Source organism: Pseudomonas mendocina, assembly GCF_003008615.1.
GTDB classification, from domain to species: domain Bacteria; phylum Pseudomonadota; class Gammaproteobacteria; order Pseudomonadales; family Pseudomonadaceae; genus Aquipseudomonas; species Aquipseudomonas mendocina_C.
Map to the genome: position 1 here is coordinate 4487463 of NZ_CP027657.1, position 21270 is coordinate 4508732.

At 63.3% G+C, this 21270-nt stretch carries 18 protein-coding genes; 5 read left to right on the forward strand and 13 right to left on the reverse strand.

Going from position 1 to position 21270, the window contains the following annotated elements; translation table 11 throughout:
- Positions 1–129: 129 nt before the first annotated feature.
- A complete protein-coding gene (locus C7A17_RS20755; protein ID WP_106739955.1) occupies positions 130–519 on the reverse strand; it encodes a hypothetical protein in 390 nt (129 codons plus the stop codon).
- A gap of 160 nt (positions 520–679) precedes the next feature.
- On the opposite strand from C7A17_RS20755, the gene C7A17_RS20760 reads away from it, so the two are divergent.
- The gene (locus C7A17_RS20760) at positions 680–1585 is read left to right on the forward strand and encodes a sterol desaturase family protein (RefSeq protein WP_106739958.1); all 906 of its coding nucleotides are present in this window, start codon (positions 680–682) and stop codon (positions 1583–1585) included.
- Here C7A17_RS20760 and C7A17_RS20765 read toward each other — a convergent pair.
- The 8 genes from C7A17_RS20765 to gcl all read right to left on the reverse strand — a co-directional run bounded on the left by C7A17_RS20765 (position 1568) and on the right by gcl (position 12199).
- Complete coding sequence (locus tag C7A17_RS20765; protein ID WP_106739960.1) at positions 1568–2239, reverse strand: helix-turn-helix transcriptional regulator; 672 nt, start codon at positions 2237–2239, stop codon at positions 1568–1570. The genes C7A17_RS20760 and C7A17_RS20765 overlap by 18 nt on opposite strands.
- A gap of 147 nt (positions 2240–2386) precedes the next feature.
- Positions 2387–4279 (reverse strand): PhoX family protein, encoded by a 1893-nt coding sequence (locus C7A17_RS20770; RefSeq protein WP_106739963.1) that lies wholly within the window; start codon positions 4277–4279, stop codon positions 2387–2389.
- A gap of 77 nt (positions 4280–4356) precedes the next feature.
- Entirely contained in the window at positions 4357–5271 is a 915-nt protein-coding gene (locus tag C7A17_RS20775; protein ID WP_106739965.1) for an urea transporter, read from the reverse strand.
- A 267-nt stretch (positions 5272–5538) separates the two neighbouring features.
- The gene (gene pyk, locus C7A17_RS20780) at positions 5539–6954 is read right to left on the reverse strand and encodes a pyruvate kinase (protein WP_106739967.1); all 1416 of its coding nucleotides are present in this window, start codon (positions 6952–6954) and stop codon (positions 5539–5541) included.
- Positions 6951–8225 (reverse strand): glycerate kinase type-2 family protein, encoded by a 1275-nt coding sequence (locus C7A17_RS20785; protein ID WP_106739970.1) that lies wholly within the window; start codon positions 8223–8225, stop codon positions 6951–6953. Before C7A17_RS20785 ends, pyk begins: the two co-directional genes overlap by 4 nt.
- 262 nt (positions 8226–8487) lie before the next feature.
- Complete coding sequence (locus tag C7A17_RS20790; RefSeq protein ID WP_106739972.1) at positions 8488–9378, reverse strand: 2-hydroxy-3-oxopropionate reductase; 891 nt, start codon at positions 9376–9378, stop codon at positions 8488–8490.
- Positions 9379–9508: 130 nt separating this feature from the next.
- The gene (hyi, locus tag C7A17_RS20795) at positions 9509–10291 is read right to left on the reverse strand and encodes a hydroxypyruvate isomerase (protein WP_106739975.1); all 783 of its coding nucleotides are present in this window, start codon (positions 10289–10291) and stop codon (positions 9509–9511) included.
- A gap of 132 nt (positions 10292–10423) precedes the next feature.
- Positions 10424–12199 carry a glyoxylate carboligase gene (gene gcl / locus C7A17_RS20800; RefSeq protein WP_106739977.1) on the reverse strand — a complete coding sequence of 592 codons (1776 nt, stop codon included), beginning with the start codon at positions 12197–12199 and terminating at the stop codon, positions 10424–10426.
- 108 nt (positions 12200–12307) lie between these two features.
- Here gcl and C7A17_RS20805 point away from each other — a divergent pair, with 108 nt between their 5' ends.
- Positions 12308–13222: a LysR family transcriptional regulator gene (locus C7A17_RS20805; RefSeq protein ID WP_106739979.1), complete on the forward strand. Its 915-nt coding sequence runs from the start codon at positions 12308–12310 to the stop codon at positions 13220–13222.
- Positions 13223–13398: 176 nt separating this feature from the next.
- Positions 13399–13833: a GlcG/HbpS family heme-binding protein gene (locus C7A17_RS20810; protein WP_106739982.1), complete on the forward strand. Its 435-nt coding sequence runs from the start codon at positions 13399–13401 to the stop codon at positions 13831–13833.
- Between the two features lie 293 nt (positions 13834–14126).
- Here C7A17_RS20810 and C7A17_RS20815 read toward each other — a convergent pair whose 3' ends face one another.
- Positions 14127–14771: a TetR/AcrR family transcriptional regulator gene (locus C7A17_RS20815; RefSeq protein WP_106739984.1), complete on the reverse strand. Its 645-nt coding sequence runs from the start codon at positions 14769–14771 to the stop codon at positions 14127–14129.
- A gap of 213 nt (positions 14772–14984) precedes the next feature.
- Here C7A17_RS20815 and moaA point away from each other — a divergent pair, with 213 nt between their 5' ends.
- Together moaA and C7A17_RS20825 are read left to right on the forward strand one after the other, a co-directional pair.
- A complete protein-coding gene (gene moaA, locus C7A17_RS20820; RefSeq protein ID WP_106739987.1) occupies positions 14985–15980 on the forward strand; it encodes a GTP 3',8-cyclase MoaA in 996 nt (331 codons plus the stop codon).
- A gap of 40 nt (positions 15981–16020) precedes the next feature.
- Positions 16021–16860, forward strand: coding sequence for a transporter substrate-binding domain-containing protein (locus C7A17_RS20825; RefSeq protein ID WP_106739989.1), 840 nt, complete (start codon positions 16021–16023; stop codon positions 16858–16860).
- Positions 16861–16865: 5 nt separating this feature from the next.
- On the opposite strand, the gene C7A17_RS20830 is transcribed toward C7A17_RS20825, so the two are convergent.
- The 3 genes from C7A17_RS20830 to C7A17_RS20840 form a co-directional block, all read right to left on the reverse strand.
- Positions 16866–18332 (reverse strand): NCS1 family nucleobase:cation symporter-1, encoded by a 1467-nt coding sequence (locus C7A17_RS20830; protein ID WP_106739992.1) that lies wholly within the window; start codon positions 18330–18332, stop codon positions 16866–16868.
- Between the two features lie 432 nt (positions 18333–18764).
- Positions 18765–19625: an outer membrane protein OmpK gene (locus tag C7A17_RS20835; protein ID WP_106739994.1), complete on the reverse strand. Its 861-nt coding sequence runs from the start codon at positions 19623–19625 to the stop codon at positions 18765–18767.
- Between the two features lie 75 nt (positions 19626–19700).
- The gene (locus C7A17_RS20840) at positions 19701–21185 is read right to left on the reverse strand and encodes a uracil-xanthine permease family protein (RefSeq protein WP_394337048.1); all 1485 of its coding nucleotides are present in this window, start codon (positions 21183–21185) and stop codon (positions 19701–19703) included.
- Positions 21186–21270: the final 85 nt, after the last annotated feature.

Here is a 21270-nt window from a genome sequence, read left to right on the forward strand (position 1 = left end):
GTAGGGGCGAGGCCATCTAGTTTGGCGACCAGAAGCGCTGTCCATTTTGTGATTGGCCCTGAGACCTGTCAGTGGTCGAAGTCGGTTGGATGCCTTGGGCTAGGGATCCTGCCCTGGTCATCTTTCCGCCTAGTCCCCCTCCAGCGACGATTCCTCCCGAGGATCACCGAGCACGAAGGTTTCGCCGGTAACCGCCGTCAGCCAGCCCGTGCCCATGTTGCGCAGCAGCCATTGCCATTGGCCGTAGCGGCTGGTCAGTGTGCCAGTGGCGTAACAGGGGCCGTAGAGGTACCAGTCGTGTTCCTGGCGGTTGGTGATGACGATGGCGTTGCTCAGGAAATCGGCGACTTCCTCCGCGCTCACGCTGTAGTCCTTGCAGCTGTCCACGGCCGTGTTGGGGCCCTGGCCAATCTCGAGGACTTCGATCTGCTCCACTGGCCCGATCACAGTCATCACTTCATCGGCCAGCAGCGGTGCGGCCAGCAGTTGCAGGCTCAGGCCCAGCATCCATCCTTTCATGTATGTGTCGTCCCTTGGTGGCAGCCTTCAAGCGGTCGCCGCGACTATAGCGGGCAGCGGCTGCCTTCGGTATGACCGGCTTCAAGGATGCGTGGTTTGTTCAAGCTCCAAGGGTACTCATGGCGGCAGGCTGTGTGCTCCGATCATTGAGGAGAACACCATGCGTGCTGCACTGCTTCGTTATCTCTACGCCCCCTGTTTCAGCCTCGGCCTGAGCGCCCTGGCGATCTGCCTGGTGGGCTACTGGCACCTGGGCCTGTGGTGCCTGCCGGTTCTGCTGTTGCTGGCCATCGGCCTGTCTGCGCTGGCCGAGGCGCAGGTGCCTTATCAACCCGAATGGAACCAGCCGCACCACGATGCATGGCGTGACCGCTGGCATGCACTGGTCAACGAAACACTGAACATCCTGGGCGTACTGAGCATCCCGCTGCTCGCAACGCTGCTGCCCGCCCTAGAGCTCTGGCCACATACCTGGCCGTTCTGGTTGCAGGTGCTGATGGCGATCGTTGTCGCCGACCTTGGCATCACTCTGATGCACTGGCTCAGCCACCGCAGTGCCTGGCTCTGGCGCCTGCACGCCGTGCATCACTCGGTGCGGCGCATGTATGGCTTCAACGGATTGATGAAGCACCCGCTGCATCAGGGACTGGAAGCACTGGCCGGCACGCTGCCGCTGATACTGCTGGGTATGCCGGTGGATATTGCAGGCGTACTGGCATTCGCCATCGGCGTGCAACTGCTGTTGCAGCACAGCAATGTCGACATGCGGATCGGCCCGTTGCGCCACTTGTTTGCTTGGGCACCCGTGCACCGTTTCCACCACCTGCGTTATGGCCGGGCTGGGGATGTGAACTTCGCGCTGTTCTTCAGTTTCTGGGATCGTTTGCTGGGCACGGCCTTTCACGCCGATTACCAGGTGGCCAGTGATGATCTCGGGATCGGTAGCCAGCCGGACTACCCGGACGATTATCTGGCGCAGTTGGCTGAGCCCTTCGTTGATCGCGCCGGGCATGTCGCTGCGCCCGTTCTGCCGCTCGGTTTGCGCCGCTCAGTCGATCAGCTGTAGCTGCAGGTTGTGCAGCGTCCGCGCCTGGATGCCGAACAGGCTGCGCACCGTGCGAGAGAAGTGTGCCGAGTCGGCGAAGTTCGCCGCATGGGCAGCGTCGGTGAGGCTGCTGCCCCGCAGCACCATGGCTAGCGCCAGGCGCAGGCGCCGCCAAAGCACCAGTCGACGGATGGAGAGACCGACCTGATCACCGAACAGGCGCTCCAGTTGGCTGAGCGACAAGCGAACCTGGCTCGCCAGGTCGAGGGCATCGATCTTTTCTAGCAACAGTGCATCGATGCCGAGCAGCGCCTGTTTAACCCGGCGATCCAGTGCTGGCCTCGGCCAGTGCTGCAATTGCTCGATGAGTGCCTGCGGCGTTGCTGGCGCTTCGATTTGCCAGCCCTGCAGTTGCGCCAATTGGAACGCCAGGGGTTCGGCGTACAACGCCAGCATCGGCTGGCCCGGCTTGATGAAGGCATGCGGCTGCATCGAGGGTACCAGCAGGCGTCGGCCCTGTAGTGGCTGGCCATCGACCATCAGGCGTAGCTCGCCGTCGTGGGCCAGCATCAACTGGTGGGCGTAATGCGCGTGCGTGTGGGTATCGCCCGCACAGCCGTCGAGCAGGCAATAGTCCTTGGCCAGCCACAAACGCCCCTGCCAACCCGCAGTCATGCGGTTTGCCAGGGAAGGTTGGGGAGTTCAGTGAGCGGCATGTTCATGCTGGCCGTGCGGGAATGATTCGGCCCAGATCATACCCTCTGGGCCTGCTTCGGGTTGAACGCGTGTACAGGCGTTCAACCCGATGATGCAAGATCCGCCTCAGGCGCCGATAACGCCACCATCGTCGCGGGTGATGCTCACCACTGTCGAGCGCGGGTGTACGCCGGGCTGGTGGTCGGGGAAGGACGAGCCACCCGTTTCGCCGGGATGCTGGATGCCGATGAACATCGTCCGGAAGTCCGGCGAAAAGGCCAGGCCGGTGATTTCACAGCCCACCGGGCCGACCATGAAGCGGCGAATCTCGCCGCTATGCGGGTCGGCGCAGAGCATCTGGTTGTTGCCCATGCCGGCATAGTCGCCCTCGTTGCTGTACTTGCCGTCGGTCTGAATCCACAGTCGGCCGCCGCCATCGAAACCGACGCCGTCCGGGCTGTTGAACATGTTGTCGGCGTTGATCGCGTGGCTGCCGGCTTCGGGTTTGCCGGCATGTACCACCGGGTTGCCGGCGACCACGAACAGATCCCAGGCGAAGGTGTCGGCCGCCGCGTCATCGGCCGCCTCACGCCAGCGCAGGATCTGCCCGTAGAGGTTGTTGGCGCGCGGGTTGGGGCCGCCGACGGGCTGGCCGTCCTCGCCGCGTTTGCTGTTGTTGGTCAGGGTGCAATAGACCTGGCCATCCTGCGGGCTGACGGTGATCCACTCGGGGCGATCCATGCGCGTGGCACCGACCTGGCTGCCGGCCTGTCGAGCGCGAATCACTACCTCGGCCTGGTTGGCGAAGCCGTTCTCGGCGGTCAGGCCGTTCTTGCCGGCGCTGAGTTCGATCCAGCGGCCCTGGCCGCGCGGTTGGTCGGTGTCGCCGTTACCCCCATCGAACTGCGCCACGTAGAGGGTGCCGTGGTCGAGGATATGCCGGTTGGCCTTGGCATCGCTGCGGTTCAGGCGGTCGCGGGTGATGAATTTGTAGATGAATTCGCCACGCTCGTCGTCGCCCATGTACACCACCACGCGGCCGTCGCGGGTGGTGGTGAGCGCGGCGTTCTCGTGTTTGAAGCGGCCCAGGGCGGTGCGTTTGATCGGTTTGGACGTGGGGTCGAACGGGTCGATCTCGACGATCCAGCCGTGGCGATGCAACTCGTTCGGAGTCTTGGCCAGGTCGAAGCGGGGATCGAAGCGGTGCCACTGGTTGTCGACGCTGGCGTGTACCACGCTGAAGCGCTTCTGGTCGGGGCTGAACTGCAGGTTGGCGTCGTTGCTGCCGAAGCAGTCGCTGAAGTTCTCTTCGCAGGTCAGGTAGGTGCCCCATGGGGTCTGGCCGCTGGAGCAGTTCTGGAAGGTACCGAGCACCTCGATACCGGCCGGGTCGGCCTGGGTCTTGAGCAGGTCATGGCCACGCGCCGGGCCGCTGACCTCGATGGGCAGGTTGGCGTGGATACGGCGGTTGTAGGGCGAGCCCTGAACGAAACTCCAGGCACCGTTGTGCCGGCGCACTTCGATCACCGTCACGCCCTCGGCGTTCTGCGCCTTGCGCACGTCCTCGGCGGATTTCGGCAGTTCGCCGTGCGGCAGCAGGTAGCGGTAGTTGACGTACTCGTTGTTGATCGCCAGCAGCGCGCGATCCGCGTCACCTGGCCAGGGGAAGAAACTCATGCCGTCGGTGTTGTCGCCGAACTGCAGCAGTTGCTCGGCGGCGTTGTTGCTGCCATCGCCCTTGAAGGCCGGGCCGCTGGCGTGCAGCGGCTGGCCCCAGCTGATCAGCGTGCTGAACGAGTAGCCGGGCGGCAGGGTGATGGTGTCGGCGCTGGACGCCGCGATGTTGGCGAATCCCAGCAACGGGCTAGCGCTGATGGGGGCGATTGCCTCGGCCAGGGCGCTGCGGCCCAGCAGGCCGCCGCCGAGAAACAGCGCGGCACCGGTCAGGGCGCCCGCACCGATGAAGCGGCGACGGGAAAGGGTCAGGCATTCGAGATCGGTCAACTGATTGTCATGCATCACGGTAGCTCCTGCTTTGGATGCGCAGGGACGCTAGGGCACGGGGATGACAGTGGAGTGACGACTATGTGACAGATTCAATTCGTCGGGGTGCTGTCGTGCACGGCGCGCCGCCAGCTGTGAGCACCGGCGCGGATCAGCCAGCAGGCCAATATGAATGGCATGGTCAGGGCGGGCATGCCAATGGTGCTGAAGCCCGGCTGCAGCAGTAGCGCGAGGAGGATGCCGAAGACCGGTACCAGTGGGCAGCGGTGGGTCTGCGCCAGGGCGATGGCGGCGAGAGTGGCGTTGTAGCCGTAGAGGCCGGCCAGTGCGCTATCGCTGGGCCAGCCATAGAACAGGGCCAGGGCCGAGGCGCTGCTGGAGCCCAGTGCGGCCCACAGGGCTGAGCGCCAATCGGCCAGCAGCAGGCCGAGCAGCAGGCAAAGACCAGCCAGTGCTGAGTCGAGAAAGATCACTTGGCCCAGGCCACGTAGCACGGCGAGCATCAACTGCAGGGCGCTCAGTTCCGGTGCACCTGGCGCGCTGGCTGGCGTTGCGAGTGGCAGCTCCAACTGGGCGACCAGAGTCAGCAACAGCCAACCGAGGAGTACGAAGGGAAAGGTGAGCGCGGGCAGCCAGCCATGCTTGCGCATGCGCTGCATCCAGGGTGCCAGCAGCAGGCTGGAAAGGGCTGCGCTGGTGATGATCAGCAGCGGCAACAGCGGTGTCCACGGCAGTTTCAGGCTGAGCAGCAGGCCGAGCAGGATACCGTTGTAGCCGTACAGGCCGATGGCGATGTCCGCTGACGGGTAGCCGCAACGTCGTGCGATCAGCATCGAGGTCAGACCGCCGAGCAGGGCGCCGACCAGCAGATCAGGGGCGCCGATGAGGATCGCCAGCAGCACCAGCAGGCCGCAGCCGGGGTGTTGCTGCAGGAAGATTTGGGCGAAGCCGCAGAGCAGGGCGCGCAGGCTTTGCAGGGCAGGGTGTGAGGTTGGTAGTGGAGGCATGATGTCTGTGCCAAGAGGGCCCTCTCCCCCAGCCCCTCTCCCGCAAGCGGGAGAGGGGAGCTGTCCGTGTCGCTTGGAGGCGTTACGTAGGTGCGCCGTGCGCACCACAACCGCTTTGCCATATAAGGTGCGCATGACCTAGGCGGCCCCGCGACATCCTACGTTGGCTTTATGCGTAGCCCGGATGAAATCCGGGAATCAGGAACCGAGCATTCCTCCGGATTTCATCCGGGCTACGGTTCTTTCATTGCGTTGAGAATTGTCGGCTCAATGCAGCGTTTCGATCCTCAGGCTGTTGGTGCTGCCGGGTTGGCCGAAAGGTTCGCCAGCGGTGATCACCACGGTTTCGCCACGCTTGGCCATACCCTGGGCCTGGGCGATTTCCAGCGCGGTGCTGGTGACTTCCTCGACCTTGCGCAGGCGCTCGTTGACCACCGAGTAGATGCCCCAGGCCACGGTCAGGCGCCGCGCGGTGGTCAGGCTCGGCGTCAGGCTCAAGATCGGCGCCTTGGGTCGCTCGCGCGAGGCGCGCAGGCTGCTGGCACCGGATTCGCTGTAGTTGACCAGCGCGGCCACCGGCAGGATCGAGCTGATACGGCGAATGGCGCAGCTGATGGCGTCGCTGGCGGTGGCCTCGGCCTGCGGGCGACCGACGTCGAGTTGGCTCTGGTAGTCCGGGCCGTTTTCCACCTGGCGGATGATCTTGCTCATCATCTGCACGGTTTCCAGCGGGTAGTCGCCGGAGGCGGTTTCGGCAGACAGCATCACCGCATCGGCGCCTTCGGCCACGGCGTTGGCCACGTCAGTGACCTCGGCGCGGGTCGGTGCCGGGGAAAAACGCATGGATTCGAGCATTTGCGTGGCCACGACCACCGGGCGGCCCAGTTGGCGGCAGGTGCGCACGATGTCCTTCTGGATACGCGGCACATTTTCAGCCGGCACCTCCACGCCCAGGTCGCCACGGGCGACCATGATGGCGTCGCACAGTTTGGCGATTTCTTCCAGGTGGGCCACCGCCGAAGGTTTCTCGATCTTGGCCATGAGAAAGGCTTTACCGCCGATCAGCTCGCGTGCTTCGACGATGTCCTCGGGGCGCTGCACGAACGACAGCGCCACCCAGTCCACGCCCAGCTCCAGGCCGAAGGTCAGGTCACGGCGATCCTTCTCGGTCAGCGGCGACAGTTGCAGCACCGCTTCGGGCACGTTGACGCCCTTGCGGTCGGACAGTTCGCCACCGGCGATCACTTCGGTGATCACTGCATCATTCTGCTTGGCGGTCACTTTCAGGCGCAGGCGACCGTCGTCGAGCAGCAGGCTCATGCCCGGTTGCAGGGCCTCGATGATTTCCGGATGGGGCAGATTGACCCGGCTGGCGTCGCTGGGCGTGGCGTCCAGATCCAGGCGCAGGCTCTGGCCATTGACCAGTTGCACCTTGCCTTCGGCGAAGCGGCCCACGCGCAGCTTCGGCCCCTGCAGATCCATGAGGATGCCGATTGGCTGGTTCAGTTCACGCTCCACCTCGCGCACCCATTGATAGCGCTGGGCATGGTCGGCGTGTTCGCCGTGGCTGAAGTTGAGGCGGAACAGGTTGACCCCGGCTTCCACCAGTTGGCGGATGTGTGCGGCGTCGCGAATCGCCGGCCCGAGGGTGGCGAGGATTTTCACTTTCTTGTCGGCGTTCATTGGGTAGGGTTCTCGAGAATCAGAATGGCGCGGAAGTCGTTGACGTTGGTACGAGTCGGCCCGGTGACGATCAGCTCGTCGAGGGCGGCGAAGTAGCCATAGCCGTTGTTGTCGTCCAGTTCGTCGCGGGCGCTCAGGCCCTTGATGCCGGCACGGGCGTAGCTGTAGGGCGTCATGATGGCGCCGGCGTTGTCTTCGGAGCCGTCGATGCCGTCGGTGTCGCCGGCCAGCGCATAGACGCCAGGCAGGCCCTTGAGGCTTTCGGTGAGACTGAGAAGGAATTCGGCGTTGCGCCCGCCACGGCCTTTGCCGCGCACGGTGACGGTGGTTTCGCCGCCGGAGAGGATCACGCATGGCGGTTTGATCGGCTGGCCATGCAACTGCACCTGGCGGGCAATGCCGGCATGTACCTTGGCGACGTCACGTGCTTCGCCTTCCAGGTCGCCGAGAATCAGCACCGGCAAACCGGCCGCTTCTGCCTTGGCCGCGGCGGCGTCGAGTGATTGCTGCGGTGTGGCGATCAATTGGAAATGGCTGCGGGCGAGCACCGGGTCGCCCGGCTTGACCGTTTCCGAGCGTGGGTCTTGCAGCCAGCTGCGCACGTTGGCCGGGATGTCGATTTCATAGCGGGCGAGAATCGCCAGGGCGTCGGCCGAGGTGGTCGGGTCGCCTACGGTGGGGCCGGAGGCGATCACCGTGGCTTCGTCACCGGGCACGTCGGAGATGGCGTAGGTGTAGACGGTGGCCGGCCAGCAGGCCTTGGCCAGGCGGCCGCCCTTGATCGCCGAGAGGTGCTTGCGCACGCAGTTCATCTCGCCGATGGTGGCGCCGGATTTGAGCAGGGCCTTGTTGATCGCTTGCTTGTCCTTGAGGCCGATGCCTTCCGCCGGCAATGCCAGCAGCGAGGAGCCGCCGCCGGAGAGGAGGAAGATCACCCGGTCGTCTTCGCTGAGGTTCGACACCAGCTCAAGCACGCGGCGGGCGACACGCTCGCCGGCGTCGTCCGGCACCGGGTGGGCGGCTTCCACCACTTCGATCTTCCTGCAGTCGGCGCCGTGTTCGTAGCGTGTCACCACCAGGCCGCTGACTTCGCCTTGCCACTGTTGCTCGATCACCTCGGCCATGGCCGCGGCGGCTTTGCCGGCGCCGATGACGATGACGCGGCCGCTGCGGTCGGCAGGCAGGTGGTCGGCCAGCACCTGGCGTGGATGGGCAGCAGCGATGGCGCTGGCGAACAGGTCGCGCAGCAGGCGTTGCGGATCGAAGGTCATGGTGATGTTCTCTTGCGGATCGATTCCAGTCCGCAGGCGCCGCGTGCAGCGCCTGGGGAGTGGAATCGACCAACCTGGCAATCGGGCCGTGACACCTCCTGCCAGGAAGGTCGAAAGGGTGGGCCAGAAGCAAAGCCCCTCTCCCTAGCCCTCTCCCACAAGTGGGAGAGGGGACTGTTCGCAGCGCAGGCTTGAGATCGGTGCCGCGCTGTTGCTCCCCTCTCCCGCGTGCGGGAGAGGGGCCGGGGGAGAGGGTGCTCTGTTACTCGCCGCGGATATTGAAGTTGGCCATATGCTCCAGGCCCTTGATCAGAGCCGAATGATCCCAGCCGCTGCCGCCGAGGGCTGCGCAGGTGCTGAAGACCTGCTGGGCATTGGCGGTGTTGGGCAGGTTCAGGCCCAGCTCGCGCGCGCCGGACAGCGCCAGGTTGAGATCCTTCTGGTGCAGGCTGATGCGGAAGCCCGGGTCGAAGGTGCCCTTGATCATGCGCTCGCCATGTACTTCGAGAATCTTCGAACCGGCGAAACCGCCCATCAGCGCTTCACGCACCTTGGCTGGATCGGCGCCGTTCCTGGCGGCGAACAGCAGGGCTTCGGCCACTGCCTGGATGTTCAGCGCGACGATGATCTGGTTGGCCACCTTGGCCGTCTGGCCGTCACCATTGCCGCCGACACGGGTGATGTTCTTGCCCATGGCCTGGAACAGCGGCAGGGCGCGCTCGAAGGCGTTCGGGCAACCACCGACCATGATCGACAGGGTCGCGGCCTTGGCCCCGACTTCACCGCCGGACACCGGTGCGTCCAGGTAGGCGGCGCCGGTGGCCTTGATCTTGTCGGCGAAGGCCTTGGTGGCGGTGGGGGAGATCGAACTCATGTCGATCACCACTTTGCCGGCGCCAACGCCAGCGGCAACGCCATCAGCGCGGAACAGCACGTCTTCGACTTGTGGGGTATCCGGCACCATGACGATGATGAATTCGGCTTCCTGGGCGACTTCCTGCGGGTTGGCCAGGGCGATGGCGCCGGCTGCAAGCAGGTCGGCCGGAGCCGGGTCGTGGTGCTCGGAGAGGAACAGGGTGTGGCCGGCTTTCTGCAGGTTCTGCGCCATGGGTTTGCCCATGATGCCGGTGCCGATGAATCCGATTTTAGCCATGAGAGATAACCTCGATGTAGGTGGTGAGCCTGTAGGAGCGGATTGATCCGCGAACACCGGCGAGGCCGGTGCCATGCAGCGCGGTGCCTGCTTCGCGGGTGAACCCGCTCCTACGGATGGGTGCAGTCCGTCAGATTGCGTTGTGGCTTTTCATCCAGCCGAGGCCGGCAGCGGTGGTGGTTGCCGGCTTGTATTCACAGCCGATCCAACCCTGGTAGCCGATGCGATCCAGGTGCTCGAAAAGGAAGCGGTAGTTGATCTCGCCAGTGCCCGGCTCGTTGCGGCCCGGGTTGTCTGCCAGCTGTACGTGATTGATGGCGGCCAGGTTGCTTTCAACCGTGCGGGCCAGGTCACCTTCCATGATCTGCATGTGATAGATGTCGTACTGCAGGTACAGGTTGGTGCTGCCGACCTTGTCGCGGATCTCCAATGCCTGCTTGGTGTTGTTCAGGTAGAAGCCGGGAATGTCGCGGGTGTTGATGGCTTCCATGACCAGGCGGATACCGGCGCCGGCCAGCTTGTCGGCGGCATAGCGCAGGTTGTCGACGAAGGTCTTTTCCACGCTGGCGCAGTCCGCGTCCTGCGGGCGGATGCCGGCCAGGCAGTTGATCTGCTTGTTGCCCAGCACCTTGGCGTAGGCGATGGCCTTGTCGACGCCGGCACGGAACTCCTCGACGCGATCCGGGTGGCAGGCGATGCCGCGTTCGCCCTTGGCCCAGTCGCCGGCCGGCAGGTTGAACAGCACCTGTTCCAGTTTGTTGGCGTCGAGGCGGGCCTTGATCTTTTCTGCCGCGAAGTCATAGGGGAAGAGGTATTCCACACCGCTGAAACCGGCGTCGGCAGCGGCGGCGAAACGATCCAGGAAGTCCACCTCGGTGAACAGCATGGACAGGTTGGCAGCAAAACGGGGCATGGTGTCGCTCCTATTTGTCGTAGCCCGGATGCAATCCGGGGTGTTGCGGTATTTCCCGGATTGCATCCGGGCTACGTCGCCGAGGTAGGGTGCGCCGTGCGCACCAGCGGTACGCGCGGCGCACCCTACGGGTCAATCCAGCAGGGCGATGGCGGTCGGGGCGTCGACGCCGCGCTCGGCCAGTTCCTCGAACTCGTTGATGGCGTTGATCTCGGTGCCCATGGAGATGTTGGTGACACGCTCCAGGATGATCTCGACCACCACCGGCACGCGATGCTCGGCCATCAGGCGCTTGGCTTCGGCGAAGGCGTTCTGCAGCTCGTTCGGGTCGAACACGCGGATCGCCTTGCAACCCAGGCCCTCGACCACGGCGACGTGGTCGACGCCGTAACCGCCCAGCTCCTCTGCGTTGATGTTCTCGAACGCCAGTTGCACGCAGTAATCGATGTCGAAGCCGCGCTGCGCCTGGCGGATCAGGCCCAGGTAGGCGTTGTTCACCAGCACGTGGATGTACGGCAGGTTGAACTGAGCGCCGACGGCCAGCTCTTCGATCATGAACTGGAAGTCGTAGTCGCCGGACAGCGCCACGACCTGGCGCTGCGGGTCGGCCTTGACCACGCCGAGGGCGGCCGGGATGGTCCAGCCCAGCGGACCGGCCTGGCCGCAGTTGATCCAGTGGCGCGGCTTGTACACGTGCAGGAACTGCGCGCCGGCGATCTGCGACAAACCGATGGTGCTGACGTAGCAGGTGTCCTTGCCAAAGGCTTCGTTCATTTCCTCGTACACGCGCTGCGGCTTGGCCGGCACGTTGTCGAAGTGGGTCTTGCGCTGCAGGGTGCGCTTGCGTTCGCGGCAGGCTTCGACCCAGGCGCTGCGGTCTTTCAGTTTGCCGGCGGCTTTCCATTCACGGGCTACCTCAAGGAACGCATCCAGCGCGCTGCTAGCGTCGGAGGCGATGCCCAGATCCGGGTTGAACACGCGGCCGATCTGCGTCGGTTCGATATCTACGTGGATGAACTTGCGGCCTTCGGTGTACACGTCCACCGAACCGGTGTGGCGGTTGGCCCAGCGGTTGCCGATGCCGAACACCAGGTCGGAGGCGAGCAGGGTGGCGTTGCCGTAGCGATGCGAGGTCTGCAGGCCGACCATGCCGACCATCAGCCTGTGATCATCGGGAATCGCGCCCCAGCCCATCAGCGTCGGCACTACCGGCACGCCGGTCAGTTCGGCGAACTCGACCAGCTTGTCTGCAGCATCGGCATTGAAGATGCCACCACCGGCGACCAGCAGCGGGCGCTCGGCGTCGTTGAGCAGGGCGATGGCTTTCTCCGCTTGAACGCGGGAGGTGGTCGGCTTGGCTACTGGCAGCGGCTCGTAGGCGTCGATGTCGAATTCGATTTCGGCCATCTGCACGTCGAACGGCAGGTCGATCAGCACCGGGCCGGGACGGCCGCTGCGCATTTCATGGAAGGCGCGTTGGAATGCGCGCGGCACCTGGCCAGGCTCCATCACGGTGGTCGCCCACTTGGTGACCGGGCCAACGATGCTGGTGATGTCGACGGCCTGGAAATCTTCCTTGTGCATACGCGCACGTGGTGCCTGCCCGGTGATGCACAGAATCGGAATGGAGTCGGCGGACGCCGAGTACAGGCCGGTGACCATGTCGGTGCCGGCAGGGCCGGAGGTGCCGATGCACACGCCGATGTTGCCGGCGTTGGTGCGGGTGTAACCCTCGGCCATGTGCGAAGCGCCTTCGACGTGACGGGCCAGGACGTGATCGATGCCACCGAGTTTCTTCAGTGCGGCATACAGGGGGTTGATGGCAGCGCCGGGGACGCCGAATGCGGTATCAACGCCTTCACGGCGCATCACCAGTACGGCGGCCTCGATTGCTCTCATTCTGGCCATGGCCATTCCTCTCGAGTCGGTTGTTTTTCTGTTGAGGTGAGGATGACGGCTGGGCGAAAGCGGGGGAATTGATGGATACTTCAGTTCTGTCGATATCTGGAGTATCGAATGGATCGTCATACCCTTATCCGTAGTTTCGTTCTGGTGGCCGACAACGGCAGCTTCGCCTCGGCCGCTCTCAGTGAAGGTGTAACGCCTGTGGTGATGGGCCGGCGGCTGGATGCGTTGGAGCAACACCTGGGCGTCAAGCTGATGCATCGCTCCACGCGCGGGCTGCAACTGACCGACCTTGGCGAGCAGTACCTGGAGCGTGCCCGCAGCCTGCTCAAGGACTTCGACGAGGCGGATGCCAGCGTCGCTCGCGGCGGCAAATCGGTGCGTGGGCATCTGGTGGTTTCTGCGCCGGCGGCGTTCGGCCGGCGCCATATCGCGCCCCATGCGCCGGCGTTTCTGGCGCGCTACCCCGACCTCAAGCTGTCATTCAACTTCACCGACAGCGTGGTCGATCTGGTGCGTCAGGGCTACGACATGGGCATCCGTATCGGTGAGGTCACCGACCCCAACTACGTGGCGATCAAGCTGTTTCCCAATCGCCGCGTGGTCTGCGGGGCACCGCGCTATTTCGAGCTGTATGGCGTGCCGCGCACACCGGACGACCTGGTGCGGCACAACTGTCTGGCGTTCAACATGCAGGGCGGCCAGCAGCGCGGCTGGACGTTCCTGCGTGAAGGTCGGCAGGTGGCGGTGAAGGTCGCCGGCAACCTCGACTGCAACGATGGTGAACTGCTCTACAACTGGGTCAAGCAGGGGCTGGGGATTGGCTGGCGCTCCACTTGGGAGATCCAGGCCGAGCTCAAGGCCGGTGAGCTGGTGACGGTGCTCGACGAATACGCACTGCCGGCCTACGACATTCAGGCGGTGTACCCGCAGCAGCGCTATCTGCCGGCCAAGGTGCGCTTCTTCATCGATTATCTGAAGGGTATCTACAACACCCCGGGCTACTGGGAGGCACGCAACGCCTGAGTGTTTATTCGATACTTTGATTGAGTTATTTGATTTTATTTTTTGTGCACAAAATTTATTTTAATTGTGATCAATGATTGTAATCCGCTTTCTGTTCGGCTATTTCATAGGGCGTTTTCTGATGCCGCGCACTTGTGTGCGTGGATGCCTTTTCTGCAGTTTTGGAGATCGCCTCTGTGAGTAGTCTTAACCTGAACATCGCCCTGAACATCACACTCAATGCCCTGGCTGCGGGGCGTGACCGATCTGCCGCGCCGCTGACCGTCGCGGTGCTGGATGCCGGCGGCCATCTGATCAGTCTGCAACGTGAGGACGGTGCCAGTCTGTTGCGTCCGCAGATCGCCATCGGCAAGGCCTGGGGTGCGTTGGCACTGGGCAAGGGCTCGCGACTGATCGCTAGCGATGCGCTGCAGCGCCCGGCATTCATCGGGGCGGTCAACAACCTGGCTCAGGGCAGCCTGGTGCCTGCGCCGGGTGGCGTGTTGATTCGCGACGAGCGCGGCGATGTGATCGGTGCTGTCGGCATCACCGGTGATACCTCGGACATCGACGAGCAGTGTGCAGTCAGTGCACTGGAGTCATTGGGCTTGCAGGCCGACGCGGGGGCGTAGGGTATCGTGGGGGTAGGGTGCGCCGTGCGCACCGGCTGACTTCGCCGCCTTTGAGTCGGGGTAGGGGGGATGTCGCTTTTTGCATCCACCAGGGCGGGTGGGTCGGTAACCAGCGAACTGTCCTGCGATCTCCGAAACGGCCCTTGACCGTGGTGAGCGCGGCGCACCCTACCGAATCGCCCCGACTAGGCGTCGGCGTTTAGGCGCTGGTCACCGGGCTTCCCGAACGTCCGCGTCGTAAACTCGGTGCGCATGGCGCACCCTACGGGTTCGGCATATGCCGTGGGTTCGAGTTAGGCGCTGGTCACCAGTTCGGACGCGGTCGACGGCGCTGGACTGACTTCGCAGCCTTTGAGCACCAGGCGGATGATGGTCTGTGCGGCGGCTTCGTAGTCGGCGTCGTCGAGGGTGGCCTTGCCGGTTACGATGGAAATCTGCCAGTCGAAGTCGGCGTAGGTTTGGGTCGCGGCCCAGATGCTGAACAGCAGGTGGTGCGGGTCGACTTTCGCCATCAGGCCCTGATCGACCCAGCGCTGGATGCAGGCGATGTTGTGCTTGGCCTGGGCATTGAGCTGCTCGGTTTGCTCTGGAGACAGGTGCGGCGCGCCGTGCATGATCTCGCTGGCGAACACCTTGGAGGCGTGCGGCAGCTCGCGGGAGATGCGAATTTTCGAGCGGATGTAGGCGGTCAGCACGTCGCTCGGGTGGCCCGGCTGGTTGAAGGGTGAAGAGGCGGCCAGCAGAGGCTCGATGATGCTTTCCAGTACCTCGCGGTAGAGGTTTTCCTTGGACTTGAAGTAGTAGTAGACGTTGGGCTTGGGCAGGCCTGCCTTGGCCGCAATGTCACTGGTCTTGGTGGCGGCGAAGCCCTTGTCGGCGAACTCTTCGCTGGCTGCGCGGAGAATGAGCTCTTTGTTACGCTCGCGTATGCTGGTCATAAGGCCCTGTGTTTTTCTCGGCCGCCGGGCGGCGGTCGGGCATGGTAGCACCGGCTTCGCGCGGGGCTCAAGCCAGTGGCCACGGGCTGCACAGCGTCTATCTGACCTTGAGGTCAGATTTATGTATACAAAAAAATGCTTTTCTGTTTTTATCCTTCGCAGCCTTATCCATGACAAAAAAGTCTTGGCGCGCGACGCTCCAGGAGACCTGCCGTGAATCCCCATCAGCTCGTCGACCCGTTCGGCCGGCGCATCACCTACCTGCGTTTGTCGGTGACCGACCGCTGCGATTTCCGCTGCACCTACTGCATGAGCGAAGACATGCAGTTCGCGCCGCGTCAGCAGATTCTCAGTCTGGAAGAACTTTACGCCGTGGCCGATGCCTTCATCGGGCTGGGTGTACGACGCATCCGCATCACCGGAGGGGAGCCGCTGGTGCGCAAGAACCTGCTGAGCCTGCTGCAGCGCCTGGGCGGCCGCGAGGAGTTGGAGGATCTGGCGATTACCACCAACGGCTCGCAACTGGCAGAGATGGCAGTGCCCCTACGCGCGGCAGGCGTGCGGCGTCTGAATATCAGCCTGGATTCTCTGCAACGCGAGCGCTTCGCTGTCTTCACCCGGCGCGACAAGCTCGATCAGGTGCTGGCCGGCATCGAGGCGGCGCGCGCCGCCGGTTTCGAACGAATCAAGCTCAACAGCGTGGTGCAGAGCGGTCGCAACGATGACGAGGTGCTCGATCTGGTCGAGTTCGCCATCGAACGTGGGCTGGACATCAGCTTCATCGAGGAGATGCCGCTGGGCAGCGTGGTCAGCCACGAGCGGCAACTGACCTTCTGCTCCAGCGATGAGGTGCGTCAGCGCATCGAGCAGCGACATGCGCTGGTGCGCAGCAGCAAGGTCACCGGCGGGCCGTCACGCTATTGGCAGGTGGCCGGTACGCAGACCCAGATCGGTTTCATCTCGCCGCACAGCCACAACTTCTGTGGTGACTGCAACCGGGTGCGAGTCACTGCCGAGGGCAAGCTGGTGCTCTGTCTCGGTCATGACGATGCGCTGGATCTCAAGCGTCTGCTACGCGCTCATCCCGGCGACGACGAGCGTTTGCGTCAGGCGCTGATCGGCGCGCTACGCCTCAAGCCCGAGCGGCATCACTTCGCTACTGATGAGCAGGTGCAGGTGGTGCGCTTCATGAGCATGACCGGCGGCTGATCCCCCGCGTATCCATACAACAATAAAAGGAAGTGCTCGTATGCAGCAGGCTCGACTGTGTCTGTTATCTGCCGTTTTGCTGACTCCGCTGGCCAGCGCCCAGACGCTAGTAGTCGGTGTCGAGGCTCTGTCATTCGCGCCGCATTACAGCCTCGATGCCCAGGGCCGCTATCAGGGTTTCGCCCGTGAGCTGCTCGATGCCTTCGCGGCCGACAGTGGTCTGAGCCTGAGTTACAAGGCTCTGCCGGTCGATCAGTTGTTGCCGGCGCTGCAGCGTGGTGAGATCGACTTCAAGTACCCGGACAGCCCGCTCTGGGCGCAGACGCAGAAGGCAGGCATGACGCTGCATTACAGCCAGGCAGTGGTCGACTACGTGGATGGTGTGTTGGTGGCACCCGATCGCCAGGGCCAGGCGCCGGAGAACATTCGCCGTCTGGCGCTGGTGCAGGGCTGGACGCCCCATGGCTACGAGGAACGCATCGCCAGCGGAGCAGTGCAGCCGCGCTACAGCGAGGATCTGCGGCAGATGATTCGTCAGACGCTGAGGAAGGAAAGTGATGGCGCCTACTTCAACGTGGTGGTGGCGACCTATTACCTCGACAACATCCGCGCCCGGCCAGGCGCTCTGGTATTCGACCCGACGCTGCCGCATACCCGCGGCACTTTCCACCTGTCGAGCAGCGCTTATCCCGAGGTGCTGGCACGCTTCGACCGCTTCCTTGGCGAGCGCGCGCAGCTGGTGGCAGCGCTGAAGGCCAGGCACGGGGTAGAGGCCAATCTGGACAGTGAATACATCGGCGTGGAGCGCTGGAAGGTGGATTTTCTTGAACGCCAGAAAGCCAAAACCGGCGCCAGGGCGCCGGTTTCGACTAGCGATTGACCCGATCAGGCAGCGGCGTTGGCGCGCTGCAAGGCACTGGCGTGGTTGCGCATTAGGCCATAGTGCAGGGCAGCGCCGAGCAGGGCGCCGAGAATCCAGCCGTAGCCAGCCAGTTGGCTTAGGCCTGGCATCCACACCGAGGCGACCGAGAACACCGAGGCCACGCCGAAGGCGATCATCGCCTTGCGGTTCCAGCCGCCGTTGAAGTAGTAGGTCGAGCCCGGTTCGGCACTGAACAGGTGCTGCACGTTCAGGTGTTGGCGGCGAATCAGGTAGTAGTCGGCAACCATGATGCCGTACAGCGGCGCCAGGATCGCACCCAGCGTATCGACGAAGGCGGCGATGCCCATGTTGCTGATGAACGACACCCACAGTGCACCGATGAAGAAGGCGATGGCTGCGGTGATCATGCCGCCGGTACGAGCGCTGATGCGGCCCGGTGCCAGGTTGGCGATGTCGTAGGCTGGCGGGATGAAGTTGGCCACCAGGTTGATGCTCACCGTGGCGACGAAGAAGGTCAGCGCGGCGATGATGGTCAGAGCCAGGTTGTCGACGCGGGCGACGATCTCGGTCGGGTTGGTCAGGGTTTCGCCAAACACCACCACGGTGCCGGCGGTGATGATCAGGGCGATGATGGAGAAGAAGGTCAGGCTGACCGGTAGACCGAAGAAGTTACCGGCAGTCATGTGCTTGTGGCTTTTCACGAAGCGCGAGAAGTCGCCGTAATTGATCACCACGGCAGCGAAGTAGGCGACCATGGTGCCGACCACAGCGAAGAAGGCTGCAATGGGGCCGCCAGCATATTCACCGGTGCCACGGAAGATGTTGCCCAGTTCGCCGAGCAGATCCGGGCCGGCCTTGTACCAGATCATGCCCATCAGCGCGATCATCACCAGGTACACCACCGGGCCTGCGAAGTTGAGGAACTTGGCCACCCAGTCGATGCCGCGCATGAACAAGGCGACCTGGAACACGCAGACGATGATGTAGGAAATCCAGCCTACGGCGGTCAGGCCAAGGAACTTGGCCTCCGAACCCGGGCCGGCAAGGGCGGTGATCAGCAGCGCTACCGCCGTGGAGGCGAAGTAGGTCTGCACACCGTACCAGAAGATCGCCACGATGCCGCGTACTACGGCGGGGAAGTTGGCGCCGCGCACTCCCATGCTCGAGCGGGCCATGACCGGGAACGGAATGCCGTACTTGACGCTCGGCTTGCCCGTCAACTGCACCAACCCCATGACGATGAAGCCCGACAGCACGATGCCGGCCAGTACCGCCCAGCCATTGAGGCCGTAGGAGATGAACAGGGTGGCGGCCAGGGTGTAGCCGAACAGGCTCTGGATGTCGTTGGTCCAGACGTTGAAGATTTCGAACCAGCCCCATTTGCGTTTCTCCGGGGCGAGTGGCGCGAGATCCTCGTTATGCAACGAGGGGTCGATGTGCTTGATGTGGAAGTCTTCGGCGTTGGACATGGACAGCTCTCGAATGTTGTTGTGTGGCCGCTAAGCCTGTGAAGAGATTTGTCTGCAGGTTCCATTCCAAGTTGTCGACGATTGTTGAATGAATCTGTGTATACAGCTTTTTCAACAGTGATCTGGATAGGAGCCTGTTGGCTTTGTACACATAAAATCGTGTCTTGAACATGGTTGAATGCCGTTTTGGATACAAAAATGTTGTTTTATTGGGTGCAAAATATTGACCTTTAGGTCAAATTCATGCTTGTCGTGACGAACTTCTGCACCGTCACGACGCGTTGCGCACTCGTCTGGGGCGTTATCACGACTTGGGTCGGGGCGCCTGCCGAGGTGTGAATCCAAAGAAAAGGGGCAATGACGAAACCGTCATTGCCCCTTGCTCGGCATGACGTCCCTATCCGACGTCACGCAGAGATTCGTGATGCGTGATCAGAAGTGGTACTTGACCAGGGCCTGTACGGCGGTCTGGTCGAAGCGATCGTCCGAGCCGTCCACTGGCTTGACCCCATATTTGGCGCGCCACATGTTCACTTCGGTGCCGACATAGAGCTGGCGCTCCTTGCCGAACAGCGCCTTGCCCGCATCCCACTTGACCTGGATCGAGGAACCTACCGAGGTCTGGGTGCCGGCATCGCGAGACGGCGAGCGCCAGTCGACGAAACCGTCGACCAGAAAGTCCTGATCACCGATGCTGAACGGGTATGCCGCGCTGACGGTCAGCTGGGTGGCGTAGCCGTTGTTGCCCGCGTCGGCGAAGAAGGTGTGGTTGTTGATCTTCACCTGGTACAGGTTGGTCTTGAAGAAGGTGAAGCCGGGTACGTCCCAGTCCAGGCCGATGCCGTACAGGTAGTTCTCCGGGCCCGGGCCGCCATTGCCTTTCTCGTAGGTGAAGGCGGCGAAGACGTCCTTGATCGGGCCGGCGGCCAACTTCTGCCCGGTCAGCCAGCTCAGGCTCACGCGTGGGGAAAACTCCATGTAGTAAAAGGAGTCCTTGTCGTGCTGGCGGAAGCTACCGTTATCGAAGCTGCCGCGGGTCTGCACGTTGTCGGCACGAATGTAGTCGAGGAAGTAGAAGATATCGCCCCAGGCCCAGCCGCTGGCGTGCTCGAAGGTGAAGGTGGTCTGGGTACGCTGTTCCTCGCCATTGAAGTTCATGCGCTGGAAGTTCTCGCCATACAGGTACGACAGGCTGTTGTCCTGCCAGAAAAGCAGGTCGCCGGCGAGGCTTTGCTGGGCGGCGCCAAGCCCGCAGGCGAGGGCCAGGCAGTGAGGCAGATGCTTGAGTTTCATGGATTTTCCTTGTTGTTGAGGTGCAGGCGTCTGTTCCCGGCGGCATGCCGCCGGGAGTGTTCGGTTAAGACCGGGTCAGTTCGAGCGTGGCGCTGGGGCGAGGTCGCGGCTGAGGGTATTCAGGCGGTCGTCGTTGGCGTCGTCCTGGCGGTTCTGCAGCACGGTGTGCAGGTGCGCCTCGGGGTCGTAGTCATCCTCGGCCACGGGTTCTTCCGGCAGGAACACGTTCAACGCGATGGCGCTGAAGGCGCCGATGGCAATCGGCGAGCCGAGGATATTGCGTAGCATCTCCGGCATCTGCGCCAGTGCCTCGGGCACTGCTGCCACGCCGAGCCCCAGGCCGAGGGAAATGGAGACGATGAGCATGTTGCGTCGATGCAGGCCCGCCTCGGTGAGGATCTTGATGCCGGCCACAGCCACGGTGCCGAACATGATCAGGGTGGCGCCGCCCAATACCGGTTTGGGCATCAGTTGCAGCACCGCACCGACCATGGGAAACAGCCCAAGCAGAACGAGGATCGCAGCGATGTATAGCGCGACATGGCGGCTGGCCACGCCAGTGAGCTGAATCACCCCGTTGTTCTGGCTGAAAGTGGTCATCGGCAGGCTGTTGAACATCGCCGCCATCGCCGAGTTGCAGCCATCGGCCAGCACTCCGGACTTGATTCGGCGCATGTACAGCGGGCCTTTGACCGGTTGCTTGGAGATGATCGAGTTGGCGGTCAGGTCGCCCGCGGTTTCCAGCGGGGTGATGAGGAAGATCACCGCAATCGGAATGAACGCCACCAGGTCGAAGCTGAAGCCGTACTTGAACGGCTGCGGCACGCTGATCAGCGGCACCTCGGCCATCTCGCTGAAATCCACTCGACCGGTCAGCCAGGCCACGGCGAAGCCCAGCGTCAGGGCGACGATGACAGCAGACAGACGCAGCATCTGCGACGAGGAGCGGTTGAGTACGACGATGGTCAGCAATACCAGGGCGCCAAGCGCTAGGTGGTGCAGCGCGCCCAGATCCTCGGCGCCGTAGCCGCCGGCGAAGTCGGTCATGCCGACCTTGATCAGTGACAAACCCATCAGGCAGATGATGGTGCCGGTGACCACCGGAGTGATCACCATGCGCAGCTTGCCAATGAACTGACTGAAGAAAATCTCGACGAAGGCGGCGCAGAAGCACACGCCGAAGATGGTCGAGAGAATCTCCTCCTCGCTGCCACCACGGCCCTTGACGATGAAACCGGCGCTGAGGATCACGCTGAGAAAACCGAAGCTGGTGCCCTGCAGGCAGAGCAGGCCGGAGCCGACCGGGCCGATGCGCTTGGCCTGGACGAAGGTGCCGAGGCCTGAGACGAACAGCGCCATGCTGACCAGATAGGGCACGTGAGCGCCGAGGCCGAGCACACTGCCGACGATCAGGGTAGGAGTGATGATGGCGACGAAGCTGGCCAGCACATGCTGCAGCGCGGCGAACACAGCGGGGAGGAAGGCGGGAGTGTCGTCCAGTTGATAGATCAGTTCGTTGCGGACGCTGGGCGTAGCTGGGGCGTTGCGGTCGGTAGTCATGTCATAGCCTGCCATTTGTTTTTATACGGTCATGGGCTTACACGAGGCTTCACGGCACCTCTGCCCTGAGCGAATGAAACCTGTC

What these genes read in the sequence shown, in the direction of transcription:
- C7A17_RS20755 (WP_106739955.1), bottom strand. Translation starts at nt 519, where the DNA reads ATGAAAGGATGGATGCTGGGCCTGAGCCTGCAACTGCTGGCCGCACCG.
- C7A17_RS20760 (WP_106739958.1), top strand. Translation starts at nt 680, where the DNA reads ATGCGTGCTGCACTGCTTCGTTATCTCTACGCCCCCTGTTTCAGCCTC.
- C7A17_RS20765 (WP_106739960.1), bottom strand. Translation starts at nt 2,239, where the DNA reads ATGACTGCGGGTTGGCAGGGGCGTTTGTGGCTGGCCAAGGACTATTGC.
- C7A17_RS20770 (WP_106739963.1), bottom strand. Translation starts at nt 4,279, where the DNA reads ATGCATGACAATCAGTTGACCGATCTCGAATGCCTGACCCTTTCCCGT.
- C7A17_RS20775 (WP_106739965.1), bottom strand. Translation starts at nt 5,271, where the DNA reads ATGCCTCCACTACCAACCTCACACCCTGCCCTGCAAAGCCTGCGCGCC.
- pyk (WP_106739967.1), bottom strand. Translation starts at nt 6,954, where the DNA reads ATGAACGCCGACAAGAAAGTGAAAATCCTCGCCACCCTCGGGCCGGCG.
- C7A17_RS20785 (WP_106739970.1), bottom strand. Translation starts at nt 8,225, where the DNA reads ATGACCTTCGATCCGCAACGCCTGCTGCGCGACCTGTTCGCCAGCGCC.
- C7A17_RS20790 (WP_106739972.1), bottom strand. Translation starts at nt 9,378, where the DNA reads ATGGCTAAAATCGGATTCATCGGCACCGGCATCATGGGCAAACCCATG.
- hyi (WP_106739975.1), bottom strand. Translation starts at nt 10,291, where the DNA reads ATGCCCCGTTTTGCTGCCAACCTGTCCATGCTGTTCACCGAGGTGGAC.
- gcl (WP_106739977.1), bottom strand. Translation starts at nt 12,199, where the DNA reads ATGGCCAGAATGAGAGCAATCGAGGCCGCCGTACTGGTGATGCGCCGT.
- C7A17_RS20805 (WP_106739979.1), top strand. Translation starts at nt 12,308, where the DNA reads ATGGATCGTCATACCCTTATCCGTAGTTTCGTTCTGGTGGCCGACAAC.
- C7A17_RS20815 (WP_106739984.1), bottom strand. Translation starts at nt 14,771, where the DNA reads ATGACCAGCATACGCGAGCGTAACAAAGAGCTCATTCTCCGCGCAGCC.
- C7A17_RS20825 (WP_106739989.1), top strand. Translation starts at nt 16,021, where the DNA reads ATGCAGCAGGCTCGACTGTGTCTGTTATCTGCCGTTTTGCTGACTCCG.
- C7A17_RS20830 (WP_106739992.1), bottom strand. Translation starts at nt 18,332, where the DNA reads ATGTCCAACGCCGAAGACTTCCACATCAAGCACATCGACCCCTCGTTG.
- C7A17_RS20835 (WP_106739994.1), bottom strand. Translation starts at nt 19,625, where the DNA reads ATGAAACTCAAGCATCTGCCTCACTGCCTGGCCCTCGCCTGCGGGCTT.
- C7A17_RS20840 (WP_394337048.1), bottom strand. Translation starts at nt 21,185, where the DNA reads ATGACTACCGACCGCAACGCCCCAGCTACGCCCAGCGTCCGCAACGAA.